This is a genomic window from Paraburkholderia sp. PAMB 6770, assembly GCF_057748135.1.
Genome location: NZ_CM173239.1, coordinates 1305893 through 1322292 on the forward strand (window position 1 = coordinate 1305893; position 16400 = coordinate 1322292).

Below are 16400 nucleotides of genomic sequence, written 5' to 3' on the forward strand. Positions count from 1 at the left end.
CGGGGGCAGCACATGAGTGACGAACAAAAACAGCAGGCGCCGGCAGCGGCGCCTGAGGCCGCAGCGGGTGGTTCGCTGCTCGATCAGCTGGTCGAGTCGGCGCGGATCAAACCGGGCGACGAGGCGTATTCCATTACGCGCCAGGGGATCCAGGCGTTCATTTCGCAGCTGCTCGAACCGCAGCATGCCGTCGAGCGGATCACCCAGGCGACCGTCGACAGCATGATCGCGGATCTCGACCAGAAGCTGTGCGCGCAGGTCGATGCGATCCTGCATCACCCGGACTACCAGAAGATCGAATCCGCGTGGCGCTCGCTGAAGTTCCTGATCGACCGCACGAACTTCCGCGAGAACGTCAAGATCCAGTTGCTGAGCGTCAGCAAGAGCAAGCTGCTCGACGACTTCCAGGACGCGGCCGACATCACGAAGTCGGGCCTCTACAAGAACCTGTACACGGCGGAATACGGCCAGTTCGGCGGCCAGCCGTTCGGCGCGATCGTCGCGAACTACGAGTTCGGCCCGGGCACCCAGGACGTCAAGCTGCTGCAGTACGCCGCGAGCGTCGCGGCAATGAGCCACGCGCCGTTCATCGCGGCCGCCGGCCCGCAGTTCTTCGGCGTCGACACGTACGACCAGCTGCCGAACCTGAAAGACCTGTCGTCGATCTTCGAAGGGCCGCAGTTCGTCAAGTGGAATGCATTCCGCGAGTCCGAGGACGCGCGCTATGTCGGCCTCACGCTGCCGCACTTCCTGCTGCGCGTGCCGTATGGCGCGGATACGGTGCCGGCCAAGAAGTTCAACTACAAGGAAGACGTGTCGGGCGGCAACAACCAGTTCCTGTGGGGCAATGCGGCGTTCGCGTTCGCATCGCGCCTCACGTCGAGCTTTGCCGACTATCGCTGGTGCGCGAACGTGATCGGCCCGCAGGGCGGCGGCACGGTCGGCGACCTGCCGGTCTACACGTACGAGTCGATGGGCGAGCTGCAGAACAAGATCCCCACCGAAGTGCTGATCTCGGAGCGCCGCGAGTTCGAACTCGCCGAGCAGGGCTTCATCGCGCTCACGATGCGCAAGAACAGCGACAACGCCGCGTTCTTCTCGGCCAACTCCGCGCAGAAGCCGAAATTCTTCGGCAATACGAAGGAAGGCAAGGAGGCCGAGCTCAACTACAAGCTGAGCACGCAACTGCCGTACATGTTCGTCGTGAGCCGGCTCGCCCATTACATCAAGGTGATCCAGCGCGAGAACATCGGCACGTGGAAGGAGCGCGTGGACCTCGAAAGCGAGCTGAACACGTGGATCCGCCAGTACGTGGCCGACATGGACAACCCCGCCGAGGGCGTGCGCAGCCGTCGTCCGCTGCGTCAGGCCGAAATCGTCGTGGCGGATGTCGAAGGCGATCCGGGCTGGTACCGCGTCGACCTGAAGGTGCGGCCGCATTTCAAGTACATGGGCGCATCGTTCACGCTGTCGCTGGTCGGCAAGCTGGAGAAGAAATAAAAGATCGGCGCGCGATGTTTCATCGGTAACACAGCAGGGCGAGACTGAAACGGACCGGTAACAGCGCCCCTGCAACATGTGAAACATGCGCAGCGCACACAAAGCTGAGCAGGTCCGCCGGAGCCAGAGGGCGCCGGCGGCGTGATCCGGAAGGCCGGCGTCACCCGTCAAGGCATCAGCGCACGCAGGCCAACGTCATTCAACACTTGTCTACTAGCGGGGAACCATCATGCCAATGCCGTGCTATCTCGTACTCGAAGGCCAGAATCAGGGGAAAATCGAAGGCTCGACCAAGGTCAAGGGCCACGAAGGCAAGATTCTCGTGCAGGCCGTCGATCACACGATCGAGATTCCGAAGAGCCCGCAGACGGGCCTGCCCACCGGCAAGCGCGTGCATCTGCCGATGACCCTCACGAAGGAAATCGACAAGTCCTCGCCCAAGCTGTTCCAAGCGCTGACTTCGGGCGAGCAGATGAAGGACGTCACGCTCGAGTACTACCGCATCTCGCCGAAGGGCACGGAAGAGAAGTACTACACGGTGAAGCTGTCGAACGCGATCCTCACGAACATCCGCTCGTGGACGCCGAACTGCCTCGCGCCGGAAAACAAGCAGATGGGCCATATGGAAGACATCTCGTTCACCTACGAGAAGATCACGTGGACCTACGATCCGGACGGCATCGAGGCCGAGGACTCCTGGCTCGCGCCGAAGTCCTGACGCGCGCTTAAGCGGAGTTCGCCGTGAGGGAGCGCCGGCTGCTCGAACGGATTGCCCACTGGGAGGCGGGTGAGGAGCGCACCAACCAGACCCAGGTGGACGTTCTCGTGCGTTCGGTGATGAGTCACCTGAGCCGGCTGCTTAATACCCGGCAAGGCAGCGTGCAGATCGACCCGCTATTCGGCGTGCCGGACTTCACGAATCTTGCCGGGACCACGGCGATGGGCTCCATGCGCGATATCGAGGAAGAGATTCGCCGCATGGTGCTGCGCTACGAACCGCGGGTGAAGTCGCCGCGCGTGACGCTCAATCGCGAGGAGACCGACGTGCTGTCGATCCGCTTCGCGCTGGAGGGCACGCTCGATGTCGACGACCGCGAGATTCCGTTGCAGATATCGACAACCGTAGGGGCAAATGGCCGGGTGAGTATCGCCTGACCTGGCGTGTAGCCCGATCCCCTTTTTCGTTCAGCTTTCGTTCAGCATCAGCCAGGCATGTTCAATCGATACTACCAGGATGAGTTGAACAAGCTCAAAGGCCTGGCTGCCGAGTTCGCAAGGGTCAATCCCGCGCTCGCGCCGATGCTGTCGGGCACGTCCGCGGACCCCGACGTCGAGCGTCTGCTCGAAGGCGTCGCGTTCCTGACCGGGCTCACGCGGCAGAAGCTCGACGACGAATTTCCCGAGTTCGTTCAGGAACTCACCCATCTGCTGTTTCCGCATTATCTGCGGCCCGTGCCGGCCTCCACGCTGATCAGCTTTGCGCCCAAGGGGCCGCGTGCCCAGCCGGCGCGGGTGGCCGCGGGCACCGAGCTTGCATCGGTCCCGGTCGACGGCACGGCGTGCCGCTTTCGCACGACGTGCGATCTCGACGTCGAGCCGCTGCGCATCGCGGAGGTCAATCTGCTGAGCCACGCCGGCGCCGCGCCCGTGCTGATGATCGATTTCGAATTGCAGGGCGGACTCGGCATTGCCCAATGGGGGGGCGACAGTCTTCGCCTCTTTCTCGGCGGCGGCTACGTGGACGCCTCGAAGCTGCTGCTGCTGATGAACCACGTCGTCGACGTGCGCATTTCCAGCGGCAGCGGCGAGCGGCTCTCGCTGGGCGCGAAGAGCCTGCGCCTGAGCGGTTTCGACAACGATCTGCTGCCTTATCCGAGCCAGGCGTTCAGCGGCTACCGGACGATCCAGGAGTTCTTCACGCAGCCGGAGAAGTTCCTGTTCGTCGACATCGTCGGCCTGCAGCGCTGGACTTCCAGCGCCCAGGGCACGAGTTTCAGCGTGGTCATGACGCTCGATTCGGTACCGGAATGGTTGCCGGAGATCGGCGGCGACAGCTTCATGCTCAACGTGGTGCCGGCCATCAACGTGTTTTCGCACGCGGCCGATCCGATCACGCACGATCATCGCGCGACCGAATACCGCATCGTGCCCGAAGGCAGGGATCGCCGGCATCATCAGGTCTACTCGGTGGATCAGGTGCTGGGCTATCAGCAAGGCAACGCGCAGGAGCGCCTCTACCAGCCGTTCGGCATGTTTCGCCATGACGGGCGCGGCGCGCAGCTCAGCTACCGCACGTCGATGCGCGCGTCGAGCGTCGAGCGCGGCAGCGACGTCTACCTGTCGCTCAACTATCCGCCCTCGGACAGGCCGCTGCGCGAAACGCTGTCGATCCGCATCACCTGTACCAACCGCGCGTTGCCCGAGAGCCTGAAGCTCGGCGATATCAGCCAGCCCACCAGCACCTCGCCGGACCAGATGAGCTTCGGCAACATCCGCGCGGTGACCCCGGCGCAGGATCCGCCCACCGGCGAGGAACTGCTCTGGTGCCTCATTTCGCATGTCTCGCTGAATCTGCTTTCGGTGGTCAACGCAGAGAATCTGCGCAAGCTGCTCGGCCTCTATGTGTTCTCGGGGCGCCAGGGGCCCGAGGCGGCCAACCGCCGTCGCATCGAAGGCATCCTCGAGGTCACGGCGACGCACGAAACGCGTCTGGTCGGACGCAGCGGGGTCCAGCGCGGCCAGTTCGTGCGCATCCGCTGCCGCGAAGACCACTACGCCGGCATCGGCGATCTGTACCTGTTCGGCTGCGTGCTGGAACGTTTTCTCGGCGATTACGCCGGCATCAATTCGTACACCCGCGTCGAACTCGAAGACACGAATTCAGGAACCGTATTCAAATGGCCGCCGAGACTCGGGCAACAGCCGACGCTGTAAAGGATCTGCTGCTCACGAACGGTGAGAAGTACTCCTATTTTCAGGCGATCCGTCTGCTGCGGCTGTACGACCGGCATACCGGCCGTCACCTCGAAAACCTGCGGGTGCGTCCGCGTCTCGGGCTCGGCTTTCCCGAAAACGACATCGACCGGATCGAGCCGCTGCCGGAGGGCGGCTATCGCATCACGGCCAACTTCTTCGGCCTGTACGGCGTGGCTTCGCCGCTGCCGACGTATTACACGGAAGACCTGTTCGAGGAAGAGCGCGATGGACGTCACGTCACGCGCGATTTCCTCGACATCGTGCACTACGCGCTGTACCCGCTGCTGTTCGAGGCGTGGGCCAAGTACCGGGTCGAGCAGCGCATCGTCGAGGACCGGGACGAGGCGACGCTCAATCATCTGTATGCGTTCGTCGGGCTGAACGATGCGGATCTGCGCGTCGAGCTGCTGCCGGGCAGCGCCGGGCTGCTGCGCTACGCGGGCCTGCTCAACCAGCGGCCGCGCTCGGCGCTCGGCCTGAAGACGATGCTGGCGGATGCCTTCGCGCCCGCGCAGGTGTCGGTCGAATGCGGTGTGCGGCGCGTGCAGCCGATCCCGGACGATCAGCGCTGGCGGCTGGGTGGCGCGGGGGGCGGCACGAACCGCCTGGGCGAAGACACCTGGCTCGGCACGCAGATCGACGACTACGGCAGCGCCATCAAGGTGCGGCTCGCGGACCTGCCGCAGTCGCTGTTTCATCAGTTGTTGCCTGGCGCGCCGGGGCACGCGCGCCTGCGTTTTCTCACGCGCTTTTACCTGATCGATCCGCTCGACGTGGAAGTCGAGCTCGATCTGCACCACGACGATGCGCGTGCCGCACGGTTCGGCCGCGGCCAGTGGTCGCGGCTCGGGTTCGACACGTGGCTCGCGCCTGAACAGGCGAGCCAGCCCACCCGCGTTCAGTATTGCATCTGATCGCTGGACCGTTATCGCCGACCCTTTACTATCGTTAGCCGCTTTAGGACAGAACAAGAGGAGAACCACCATGCTGCTGGTCGAACTCAAGCCCCTCGTGGGCCGCCTCAATGCTTACTGCAAGCAGGCGCTCGAAGATGGCGTGGGGTTGTGCGTGTCGCGCAGCCACTACGAGATCACCGTGGAGCACCTGCTCGTCAAGCTGTTCGACGACCTCCAGGCGGACATTCCGTTGCTGCTGCGCCAGCAGGGCATCGACGCCGCGCTGGTGCAGCGCGGCGTCAACCTGTCGATCGAGGAGATGAAGAGCGGCAATGCGGGGCGCCCCGCGTTCTCGCCGCTGCTGCTCGAACTGCTCCAGGACGCCTGGCTGATCGGCTCGGTCGATCTGCAGGAACCGCGCATCCGTTCGGGCGCGCTGCTGCTCGCCTTCCTCGCGCGGCCCACTTACTACGCGACCGGCGACTATGCCGCGCCCCTGCGCGCACTGAACCGTGAAGTCCTGCTGCGCTCGTTCGACCCGGTGTGCGCAGGCTCGATCGAAGCGGGCGTGCGCGAAGCCGGCGAGGCGGGCGGCGAAGGCGCCGGTGCCACGGCGGCCGGCGGCGACGGCAGCGCCATTGCGCGCTTCTGCGAGAACTTTACCGAAAAGGCCCGTGCGGGCAAGCTCGATCCGGTGTTCGGGCGCGACGCGGAGATCCGCCAGATGGTCGACATCCTCGCGCGGCGCCGCAAGAACAACCCGATCTGCGTGGGCGATCCCGGCGTGGGCAAGACGGCCGTGGTGGAAGGCCTGGCGTTGCGGGTCGTCGAAGGCGACGTGCCCGATTCGCTGAAGGACGTGACGATCCTCGGCCTCGACATGGGGCTGCTGCAGGCCGGCGCAAGCGTGAAGGGCGAGTTCGAGAACCGTCTGAAGGGCGTGATCACCGAGGTCAAGGCATCGGCGAAGCCGATCATCCTGTTCATCGACGAAGCGCATACGCTGATCGGGGCGGGCGGCCAGGCGGGCACCTCGGACGCGGCCAACCTGCTCAAGCCCGCGCTGGCGCGCGGCGAACTGCGCACGGTCGCGGCGACCACGTGGGCCGAGTACAAGAAGTATTTCGAAAAGGACGCCGCACTCGCGCGCCGCTTCCAGCTCGTCAAGCTCGACGAGCCCGACCTCAAAACCGCGGTGCTGATCCTGCGCGGCCTGAAAGACAAGTACGAGGACGTCCACAAGGTCGTGCTGCGCGACGATGCGATCGTCGCCGCGGCCGAACTCTCGGGCCGCTACATCACGGGGCGGCAGTTGCCGGACAAGGCTGTCGATCTGCTCGACACCGCCTGCGCACGCGTGAAGGTCCTGCAAAGCGCGAAGCCGGACGTGCTCGAAGACAAGGAGCGCCGCATCCAGGCGCTCGAGCGCGAACAGCGCGGCCTCGAACGCGACGAGGACAATCAGCAGCCCGTCGACCGCGCGCGCCTCGACGCGATCGGCGCCGAACTGCAGGCGCTCGCCGCCGAAGCCGACGCGCTGCGCACCGTCTGGCAGCAGCAGCGCGACGCCGCAAAGGCGCTGCTCGACGCGCGCTCGGCGCGCCACGCGGCCAAGGCCGACGGCGCCACGCCGGAGGAACTGCAGCGCCTCGCGCTCGCCATCGCGGCGGCGGCCGACGCGTTCAGGGCCACCCAGGGCGACAATCCGCTCGTGCACGTCGACGTCGATCCCGACGTCGTGGCGCGGGTGATTTCGGACTGGACCGGCATACCCGTGGGCAAGATGCTGCGCGACCAGGCGCAGAGCGTGCTGGGCATGTCGGCTACGCTCAAGGCGCGCATTCGCGGCCAGGATCATGCGATGGACCAGATCGCGGAAGTGCTCAAGACGGCGAAATCCGGCCTCAAGGATCCCGAGCAGCCGATGGGCGTGTTCCTGCTGGCGGGGCCTTCGGGGGTCGGCAAGACGGAGACGGCGCTGTCGGTGGCGGACATCCTGTTCGGCGACGAAAAGTCGACCACCGTCATCAACATGAGCGAGTTCCAGGAGAAGCACAACGTGAGCCGCCTGATCGGCTCGCCGCCGGGCTACGTCGGCTACGGCGAGGGCGGGGTGCTGACCGAGGCGGTGCGCCAGCGGCCCTATTCGGTCGTGCTGCTCGACGAGGTGGAGAAGGCCCACCTCGACGTGATGAACCTGTTCTACCAGGTGTTCGACAAGGGCATGCTGTCGGACGGCGAGGGCAAGGAGATCGATTTCTCGAATACCGTGATTTTCCTCACCTCGAATCTGGCCACCGACGTGATCACCGAAATGACGGCCGGCGACGAGCAGCCCGATGCGGCGACGCTGCTGTCCGCCGTGCGCCCGATCCTGTCGAACCACTTCAAGCCCGCGCTGCTCGCGCGCATGACCGTGATTCCCTACTTCACGCTGCAGGGCGAGGCGCTGGCGGGCATCGTGCGGCTCAAGCTCGACAAGGTGGTGCGGCGCGTGGCGCACAACAACAAGATGCGCTTCGTCTACAGCGACGCGGTGGTCGCGCAGATCGCCGCGCGCTGCACGGAAGTGGAAACGGGGGCACGCAATATCGACTTCATTCTGCGCGGCAACGTGCTGCCGCTCATGTCGCAGGAGATTCTGGCGCGCATGGGCGCGGGTGTGCCGCTCGAAGAAGTGGCGCTGGACGTGGACGAAAGCGGCGAATTCGTCGTGACGTTCCCCGGCGCCGCCGCCTGAGTTCTGCTTCAAACGTAACACGGCTGACATCATGCGGCGAAACGGCGCCGCGAGAATGGCAGCAAGACACCCGTACGGAGAATCGGCATGGCCTCAATGGCTGACCAGATGTTGGCGAACAGGCGCTTCGAGTTTACCTCTGGAGCGTTTGACGCGGACAAGTTCGCGGTCGTGGAAATGGAGGGCTTCGAGTCGATCTCGCAGCCGTTCCGCTTCGTCCTGACGCTCGTTTCGGACGATGCATCGATCGACTTCGACGCGATGCTGAGCCACCCGGCGACGTTCACGCTCTACGGCCCGCAAGGCGCGCTGCGCGCGCCCTATCACGGCATTCTCGCGGAGTTCGAGCAGCTGCATCGCGCCGGCGGCTACGTGTTCTACCGCGCCGTGCTGGTGCCGCGGCTGTGGCGGCTCTCGCTGTTCCGCATCTCCGAGGTATACCTCGACGAGCAGCCGATTCCCGATACGTTGCGCACCGTGCTCGAAAACGGGCGGCTGAACTCGGGCGACTACGAGTTTCGCCTCACTGGCACGTACCGGCCGCGCAGCTTCGTGTGCCAGTACCAGGAAACCTACCTGGACTTCGTCTCGCGCTGGCTGGAGAAGGAAGGCATCTACTACTACTTCGACCACGACGGCAGCGCGGAGAAACTCGTCGTCGTCGACGACAAGGTCATGCACGACGCGCAGTCGCTGGCGGTTGCGTACCGTCCGGACGACTCGCTCGACACCGGCGTGGCGGCGGACTCGGTGCGCGACTTCGTGTGCCGTCAAAAGCCGCTGCCGCGCGAGGTCGTGCTGCAGGACTACAACTACCGCAAGGCCGCGCTGCAGCTGAAGGCGAGCGCGACCGTTTCGGCGTCGGGGATCGGCGAGGTCGTGCTGTACGGCGAGAACCTGCGCAGCCAGCAGGAGGGCGACCGCTATGCGAAGCTGCGCGCCCAGGAACTGGTGTGCGCGGGCAAGGTGTTCTCGGGCGAGGGCACCGCGGTGGGCGTGCGCAGCGGCTATTTCCTGACGCTCGCGCATCACTACCGCGACGGCTTCAACGGACGCTATCTGGTGACGGAAGTGCATCACGAGGGCTCGCAGGCGGGCGCACTGCTGAGCGGCGTGCAGAGCCCGTACAGCGACGGCGCGCGCGGCGGGGAGATCGTCTACCGCAACAGCTTCCGGGCGATTCCGGCCGATACGCAGTTCCGTCCCGAACGCGTGACGGCCAAGCCGCGCGTGGCCGGCACGATGAATGCGACGATCGACAGCGAAGGCGACGGCCAGTATGCCGAGCTCGACGCGTTTGGCCAGTACAAGGTGCAACTGCCGTTCGACAAGACCGAAAAAAACCCGAACAAGGGCTCGGCGCGGCTGCGTCTCGCCACGCCGTATTCCGGCACCGATCACGGCATGCACTTCCCGCTGCACAAGGATGCGGAGGTGCTGCTGTCGTTCATCGACGGCGATCCCGATCAGCCGGTGATCGTGGGCAGCCTGGCGAATTCGGAGAATTCGAACGTCGTGACGCAGGATAACGCGCACGCGAACCGCATCAGCACGGCGGGCGGCAACCAGCTGTTCATGGGCGACAGCCAGGGCAAGGAGGCGATCTGGCTGCATTCGCCGTTCCACAACAGCTCGATCGGCATCGGCTCGACTGACCCGAAGGGCGGCGGCAGCCTGTGGACGAGCACGGCGGGCAGCTCGGAAAGCCTGACCGTGGGCGCCAGCAACAAGTACACGATCGGCGCGAACACGACGGTCACGGTCGGCCCGTCGTTCACGGCCACGGCGGCGGCGACCACGTCGTTCACGATGTCGGCCAACACCGCCTTTGCCTGGTCGTCCGACGTCACGTGGAAGAAAGGGCAGGCGATTTCGCTGCACGACGGCGACTCGCTTTCGCTGAAGACCAACGCCAACCTGAAGGGCACGGAAAGCGTGACGATCTGCGCCGGCCAGGACCCGATCGCAGCGGCGGCATTCGCGGCCGCCAAGACCGATATCCAGATCGCCACCGCGTTCAACGTGGCGGCGAACCTGGCGGTGGCCGGCACGGCGGCCGCGACGCTCGGCATGGCCGACGACGACAACGGCGGCACCGGCAAGCTGCAGCCGTGGACGAGCGACAGCTACGCGCAGGTATTCCCGATGGTGGCGGGCGGCATGGCGGGCAGCGCGCTCGCGCATATCCTGCTGTACCGGGGCGCGAGCGCATTCGCCGCGGCGGACAAGGCCGCGCTGTACGCGAGCGAGATCAAGGCCAATCAGCTCGGCATCACGATGACGGCGAGCACCGTCTCGGTCAACGCGAAGCAGCTGATCGATCTCACGAGCGCCGACGATGTGGTGGTGGACGCGGTGAACGTGTCGATGGTCGCCGAGGCCGGCGTCAGCATCACGTCGCCAGCGCGCGTCGCCATCGAGGTGGACGAGAACAAGATCACCGCGACGCCGGCTTCGGTGCTCGTGAACGGCTCGACGTTCCAGGTCAATGCCACGGGCCTCGTCGACCTGACCAGCAACGGCGACATCCTGCTCGACGGCGGCGCCATTTCGCTGACGAGCGCGGCCACGCTCGAGGTTAGCGCGCCGCAGGTCAACGTCGAGGCGCCGACCATTGCGATTTCGGGCGAAGTCATCCGGCTCGGCTGAGACCATGAAAATCCTCAAACCCGACAACATGGCCGTGCTGTACCGCAGTCTGCGCTTTGCCGGCCTCGACACGCTCGCCATCGGCGCGGTTGCGTGCTTCCGCTTCGGAGGCCGCGGGACCGATGCGCTGCTGGCGGACCATGAGATGTGGCCGCTCATGCAGCAGGCGCTCGGCAAGGACGCGATCCTCGACGAGGGCTATCCGAAGCCCGCCGGCGAGTATCTCGTCTACGGCGCGGCGTGCGCGCCCGCGGGCACGCGGGTCGCGCAGCAGCGCGTGCGGGTGCGGCTCGGTACGCTGTCGAAGTCGCTCGTGGTCAGCGGCGACCGGCAATTCGATGCGCGCGGCGCGATCTCGGCGCCGCTCGCCTACGAGCGCATGCCGGTCGAGCCCGCCACCGCGTACGGCGGGCCGGCGTTCGCGGACAATCCGTCCGGCAAGGGGTATCTGCCCGATAGCGCCGGCGCCGCCGCCGGCCCGCTCGCGCTGCCGAATGTCGAGCGCGAGCTGCACCCGATGACGCGGCCCGGCGAGCGCGCAACGCCGGCCGGCTTCTGGGGTTTCGGCTTTGCTGCGCCGCTGCGCCAGCAGTATCTGGGCACCTGCGACGAACGCTGGCTCGAAACGGCCTGGCCGCACCTGCCCACCGACACGCGCGCGGAACTGTTCATGACCGCGGCGCAGGACCAGCGCCTCGCGGGCTACTTTGCCGGCGACGAGGCGTTCCAGATCGACAACATGCACGCGCAGCAGCGCACCCAGCAAGGCGCACTGCCGGGGCTGCGCGCGCGCTGCTTCGTGAACGTCCGCACGGCGGACGGCGACGCGCTGCGCGAGGTGGCCGCGCATGCGGAGACCGTCTGGCTCTTTCCCGAACTCGAATGCGGCGCCGTGCTGTACCGGGCGCTCGTTCGCTGTGCCGACGACGACGCGAGCGACGTGCTGCACATCAAGTCCGTCTGGGAAGCGTCGGCGACGGCGCCGCTCGCGTTCGAGCACTACGCACAGGCGTTTCGCGACGAGAGGGCGAAGGCCGTGAAGGCGAAGCCGCTACCGGCCGTGCCGCCGGTAGCGGAGCCGGCCGCGGCGCAGGCGCGGGCGGCGGCTGCCGCCGCGGCGGCGGCGGAACAGGCGGCTGCGGCGGGCGGGGCGGTCAAGGCGGAACTCTCGGTCGTGCATGGGTTGTCCGCGCAACTCAATACGGAAACGCAGGCGCTGATGCGCAAGTACAACCTCGGCGAGGCCGATATCGCGCGCTACATGAAGGCGGTGGAGCCGGCGGAACTGCCCGCGACGAAGCTGAGCGATATCGGCAAGCTCGTCGAAGAGGTGAACGCGCAAACGCGCGCGCTCATGCAGCGCCACAACCTCGGCGAGGCGGATATCGCGAAGTACATGCGGGCACCGGCGCCGGATACCCCCGCCACGTTCGCCGACGTCGGCAAGCTGATCGACGCGCTGAATGGCGAGACGCGCGCGGTCATGAAGCGCTACAACCTGAGCGACGCCGATCTCGCGCGCCACCTGCAACCCGACGCGGCGACGGCCGCGCAGCACCTCGCGCTGCCGGGCGGCGCTGCCGCGCAGGACGCCTTCGCGGCGCTCGACGTGCTGGCGCAGACGGCCCCGAAGCGGCCCGCCGTGGCGCTGCCGGGGCTGCCGGCGGGCGAGGCAGGCGGCGCGCCGCTCACGCGCGAGGACGTGATCGCGCGCCATGCGGCCGGCCAGAGCCTTGCCGGCTATGCGCTGGGCGGCCTCGACCTGGCGGGTCTCGATCTGTCCGGCGCGGATTTTTCCGGGGCGACGCTCGACAAGACGTCGTTCGCGACGAGCCGTCTGGAAGGCGTCGATTTCACCCAGGCCCTGCTGCGCGGGACCGACTTCAGCGAAGCCGGCCTGCAGCGCGCCCAGCTTGGCCGCGCGAGCGCGCCGGGGAGCGCGTTCGCCGGGGCCGACCTGAGCGGTGCGCGGCTGGCCGAGGGCGATTTCACGGGCGCCGATTTCTCGGCCGCGCAGCTTGCGCACGCCGATTTGCGCGGCGCGCTTTTCGACCAGGCGAAAATGCCGGGCGTGAACGCGTCGGCGTGCCGCGCCGAGCGTGCGAGTTTCACGGGTTGCGATCTGAGCGGTGCGGCCTTCAGCGGCGCGGCGCTCGCGAAAGCCAGCTTCAGCGGCAGCCAGATCGGCGGTTGCGACTTCTCCCAGGCCGCCTGTGCGCAGGCGGAGTTCTACGGCGCGCAGGCAGTCGGCGCGCAATTCGCCGACGCCACGCTGAGCGGTTCGCGGGCGGACGCGACCACGTGCTTCGACGGGGCGCGCTTTACGCGGACAAAGCTGAGTCGCGCGTGCTGGGCCGGCGTGCAGCTGCGCGGCGCGACGTTCGAAGCCGCGGTGCTCGACCACGCCGATTTCAGCAAGGCGCAGGCACCGGGGGCGCAGTTCGGTGCATCGTCGGCGAAGGGCGCACGCTTTGCCCAGGCGGACCTGAGCGGCGCGAACCTCGACGCCGTCAACCTGTTCCAGGGGTCGCTGCGCAAGGCGAACGTGAGCGGCGCGTATCTGCGCTTCGCGAACCTGTACGGCGTCGATTTCGACGGGACGCAGCCCACGGTAGCGATGCTCGAAGGCTCGAACATCGAGCGCACTCTTCTCCAGTTCAGGCCACCGATCCTATGAGCAGGACACCCGGGAACACCCACGCAGGCCGCGAAGGCCGGGTACGCATGAGCGCGGATGAAGCGCGCGCGGCGCTTGCGGCGCAACGCCTTTTGACGGGCGTCGATCTGTCCGGCGCCGATCTGTCCGGCGTCGACTTTTCCGGCAGCCGCCTGCACCACGTCATGCTCGACGGAGCCGATCTCCGGCGCGCCCGTTTCGCCAATGCCGACCTTCAGGACGTGAGTCTTGCACGCGCGACGCTCGAAGCGGCGACCGCGCAGCGCGCGCGCTTCGAGAACGTGGACCTGAGCGGCGCCGACGCGCGCTCGGCTGACTTTTCGTATGCGGCATTCGATCGCTGCAACTTCACGGGCGCGCGGTTCGGGCTCGCGCGCTTCGTGCGCAGCGACGCGCATGGCTGCCTGCACGCCGACACCGATTACACGGGCGCGAACCTGCAGCGTTACACCGTGATGGGCGCGGATCTGAGCCGCGCGCGCCTCGCCGGCGCGTCGCTCGTGCAGGCCTTCCTGCGCGGCTGCGACCTGAGCGGGCAGGACCTGCGCCAATGCGATCTGACGATGGCGATCCTCGACGGCGCACAGCTGCGCCGCGCGAATCTGGCCGGCGCGACCCTCGACCGGACGAGCCTGATCGGCGCGCAGTTGCAGGACGCTTCGCTGCAGGGCGTGAACGCCCTGTTTGCCGCGTTCATCCAGGCGGTGTTCACGCAGGCCGATCTGAGCGGCGCGATGTGCGAAATGGTCAACGCGAGCGAAGCCGATTTCGACGACGCGCGCGCGAACGACTCGCGCTGGAACAAATCCGTGCTGACCGCAAGCACCTGGCGTGGCGCCGCGCTCAGGTCGGCGCGTTTCACGTACTGCGATCTCTCGCATGCCGACCTGTCCGCCGCGGATGCCTCGCAGGCCGACTTCAGCGGCGCAAACCTTCACGCGCTCGTACGCAACGGCGCGCAGTTCGCCGGCGCACGGCTCGACAGTGCGCGCCCGACCGACCCCCTCCTCGAACGCGCCGAGCAATGGCAGCCGCGCGGCCCGAAATGAATACCCGTCAAGGAAACCGCTCATGAACCGCACGCTTGTTCCGATGACCCGCCCCGGCAGCGACCCGCAAGTCGGCCTCACGTACGCCACGGTGACCGGCCGCGCCGATCCGTGGTACCTGTTCGACGCCGCGAGCAGCGCGCCGCAGCGCGCCCTGCGCGCCGACAGCTGTCTCGTCGCTCCCGAATGCGGCGACACCGTCCTCGTGTGCGCGGGCGGCCCGAACACCGTCTCGTACATTCTCGCCGTGCTGGCGCGCGCCGCGCCCGAAGGCGCCTCGCTGATGCTGCCCGGCGACGTGACGCTGCACGCGCAAGCGGGCGCGCTGCGCGTGGAAGCCGAGCAGGTGGAGATGAACGCGGCTGTGGGGGTGGCGTTGCGCGCCCCCGAAATCGTCATGGAGGGCGCGCGCGGCGAAATCAAGTTTCAGCGCGTGGAAGCCGCGATCCAGCATCTGCATGCGGGCCTCGGCGTGCTCGGCATGGTCGCGCAGCAGGTCACGAGCACGGTGGGCCGGCTGGTCCAGCGCGCCGGCGACAGCCTGCGCTGGATCGACAACGCCGACGAAACGCGCGCCGGCCGCATGCGCATGCAGGTGGACGAGCGGCTGCACGTGTCGGCCCGCCACGCAACCGTGCTGGCAGAAGGCCAGGTGAAGATCGACGCCGCCAAGATCGACCTCGGATAGGAGCCGGATATGTTCGTCGTGACCAAAGCGGGCGGCCAGTGCATGGCGATGCCCGACGTATGCAAGACGCCCGCGCCGCCGGCTCCCCCGGTGCCGATCCCGTACCCGAATATCGGCATGCCGCCGATGGGCGCGCCGGCCACCACCACCGTGCTGATCGCGGGCGCGCCGGCGCTGAACACGTCGTCGGAGATTCCGTTGACCTCGGGCGACGAAGCGGGCGTGGCGGGCGGCGCCGTGTCCGGCACGGTGATGGGGAAGGTGCAGTTCGTCACCGGCAGCATGACGGTCATGCTGGAAGGCGCGCCGGCGGTACGGCTCGGCGACCCGACCCAGCAGAACGGCGGCAACATGGTCGGCGCGGTGCTCGCGCCCAGCCAGCCGGTCGTGATGGTCCTGAGCTAACCCGCGAGACGCAAAAATCATGAAAACCGTCTGGATCACCGCTTTCGACAAGGACCAGGACGGCGCGCGCGTGAGCGCCGTCTCGCAGCTTCTCAAGCGCTACGGCCTCGCCACCCAGGGGCACTTCTGGGTGGACGAGCCGGCGAAGCTCGCGTGGCGCGCGGGCCTCGACGCGCTCGACGCCGCGCGTGCCGACCTGTGGCTCGTCCTCGCGAGCGAGGACGCGCTCGCGAAGCCGTCGGTGCGCTACGGGCTGTCGCTGTTCGCCGCGAGCCTGCGCGAGGCGCGCGGCGCGGCGTTTCCAGTCGTGCTGTCGTGGTCCGCGCAGGCGGGCGGCGCGCCCGAGCTGCTCGGCAGCGCAACCGTGCTGCTCGAAAACACGCCGGCCTGGCCCGCGAAGATCGTCGCGCGCGCGAACGTCGCGAAAGCCGGCGTCGCGCAGGACTATCGCTTCGAGGTCGTCGGCGAGGAGCAGCTCGGCCAGTGGTTCGCGCTCGGCCCGCGCGCGGGCGAATGGACGGGCGTCGTGTTCGGCGTGCACGGCGGCGACGCGAAGATCGACTTCCAGGCGGTCGGCCCGCGCGGCAAGCTGCCCGAGAAGACCGTGCTCGAATATGCGCAGGAGGGCCTCACGCTGCAGGTCGGCGCGCGCGAGTTCGGCGCGTGGGCGCTGCGCAACCGGCTCGGCCCCGACGACATGTACTACGCGCGCGTGAAAGGCACGCCGCACGCGGTCCTGTTCATGCCGTACACCGACGACAGCGAGGCCGACGCGACCATCGTGCCGCTCGTCTGAGCCGCCCGCGCGCCGTTGCGGCGG

12 protein-coding genes are annotated in these 16400 nt (G+C 67.3%); all 12 read left to right on the forward strand.

The window, feature by feature from the left end; genetic code table 11:
• Positions 1–12: 12 nt before the first annotated feature.
• Positions 13–1500, forward strand: coding sequence for a type VI secretion system contractile sheath large subunit (gene tssC / locus AC3AP7_RS23280; RefSeq protein WP_487364890.1), 1488 nt, complete (start codon positions 13–15; stop codon positions 1498–1500).
• A gap of 229 nt (positions 1501–1729) precedes the next feature.
• Positions 1730–2218 carry an Hcp family type VI secretion system effector gene (locus AC3AP7_RS23285; protein WP_487364891.1) on the forward strand — a complete coding sequence of 163 codons (489 nt, stop codon included), beginning with the start codon at positions 1730–1732 and terminating at the stop codon, positions 2216–2218.
• Positions 2219–2241: 23 nt separating this feature from the next.
• Positions 2242–2655 (forward strand): type VI secretion system baseplate subunit TssE, encoded by a 414-nt coding sequence (gene tssE / locus AC3AP7_RS23290; RefSeq protein ID WP_487364892.1) that lies wholly within the window; start codon positions 2242–2244, stop codon positions 2653–2655.
• A gap of 57 nt (positions 2656–2712) precedes the next feature.
• On the forward strand, positions 2713–4434 hold the full coding sequence (tssF, locus tag AC3AP7_RS23295) for a type VI secretion system baseplate subunit TssF (RefSeq protein ID WP_487364893.1): 1722 nt from the start codon (positions 2713–2715) through the stop codon (positions 4432–4434).
• On the forward strand, positions 4398–5390 hold the full coding sequence (tssG, locus tag AC3AP7_RS23300) for a type VI secretion system baseplate subunit TssG (RefSeq protein ID WP_487364894.1): 993 nt from the start codon (positions 4398–4400) through the stop codon (positions 5388–5390). Before tssF ends, tssG begins: the two co-directional genes overlap by 37 nt.
• A gap of 70 nt (positions 5391–5460) precedes the next feature.
• Entirely contained in the window at positions 5461–8112 is a 2652-nt protein-coding gene (tssH, locus tag AC3AP7_RS23305; protein WP_487364895.1) for a type VI secretion system ATPase TssH, read from the forward strand.
• An 87-nt stretch (positions 8113–8199) separates the two neighbouring features.
• Positions 8200–10761: a type VI secretion system Vgr family protein gene (locus AC3AP7_RS23310; RefSeq protein WP_487364896.1), complete on the forward strand. Its 2562-nt coding sequence runs from the start codon at positions 8200–8202 to the stop codon at positions 10759–10761.
• 4 nt (positions 10762–10765) lie between these two features.
• Entirely contained in the window at positions 10766–13438 is a 2673-nt protein-coding gene (locus tag AC3AP7_RS23315) for a DUF2169 family type VI secretion system accessory protein (RefSeq protein WP_487364897.1), read from the forward strand.
• Between the two features lie 47 nt (positions 13439–13485).
• Entirely contained in the window at positions 13486–14487 is a 1002-nt protein-coding gene (locus AC3AP7_RS23320) for a pentapeptide repeat-containing protein (protein WP_487364898.1), read from the forward strand.
• Positions 14488–14509: 22 nt separating this feature from the next.
• Positions 14510–15175, forward strand: coding sequence for a DUF3540 domain-containing protein (locus AC3AP7_RS23325; RefSeq protein WP_487364899.1), 666 nt, complete (start codon positions 14510–14512; stop codon positions 15173–15175).
• A gap of 9 nt (positions 15176–15184) precedes the next feature.
• Positions 15185–15580 carry a DUF4150 domain-containing protein gene (locus AC3AP7_RS23330; RefSeq protein ID WP_487364900.1) on the forward strand — a complete coding sequence of 132 codons (396 nt, stop codon included), beginning with the start codon at positions 15185–15187 and terminating at the stop codon, positions 15578–15580.
• 19 nt (positions 15581–15599) lie between these two features.
• A complete protein-coding gene (locus AC3AP7_RS23335) occupies positions 15600–16376 on the forward strand; it encodes a hypothetical protein (protein ID WP_487364901.1) in 777 nt (258 codons plus the stop codon).
• Positions 16377–16400: the final 24 nt, after the last annotated feature.

Coding starts and splice junctions, on each gene's coding strand:
- tssC (WP_487364890.1), top strand. CDS start 13: ATGAGTGACGAACAAAAACAGCAGGCGCCGGCAGCGGCGCCTGAGGCC.
- AC3AP7_RS23285 (WP_487364891.1), top strand. CDS start 1,730: ATGCCAATGCCGTGCTATCTCGTACTCGAAGGCCAGAATCAGGGGAAA.
- tssF (WP_487364893.1), top strand. CDS start 2,713: ATGTTCAATCGATACTACCAGGATGAGTTGAACAAGCTCAAAGGCCTG.
- tssG (WP_487364894.1), top strand. CDS start 4,398: ATGGCCGCCGAGACTCGGGCAACAGCCGACGCTGTAAAGGATCTGCTG.
- tssH (WP_487364895.1), top strand. CDS start 5,461: ATGCTGCTGGTCGAACTCAAGCCCCTCGTGGGCCGCCTCAATGCTTAC.
- AC3AP7_RS23310 (WP_487364896.1), top strand. CDS start 8,200: ATGGCCTCAATGGCTGACCAGATGTTGGCGAACAGGCGCTTCGAGTTT.
- AC3AP7_RS23315 (WP_487364897.1), top strand. CDS start 10,766: ATGAAAATCCTCAAACCCGACAACATGGCCGTGCTGTACCGCAGTCTG.
- AC3AP7_RS23320 (WP_487364898.1), top strand. CDS start 13,486: ATGAGCGCGGATGAAGCGCGCGCGGCGCTTGCGGCGCAACGCCTTTTG.
- AC3AP7_RS23325 (WP_487364899.1), top strand. CDS start 14,510: ATGAACCGCACGCTTGTTCCGATGACCCGCCCCGGCAGCGACCCGCAA.
- AC3AP7_RS23330 (WP_487364900.1), top strand. CDS start 15,185: ATGTTCGTCGTGACCAAAGCGGGCGGCCAGTGCATGGCGATGCCCGAC.
- AC3AP7_RS23335 (WP_487364901.1), top strand. CDS start 15,600: ATGAAAACCGTCTGGATCACCGCTTTCGACAAGGACCAGGACGGCGCG.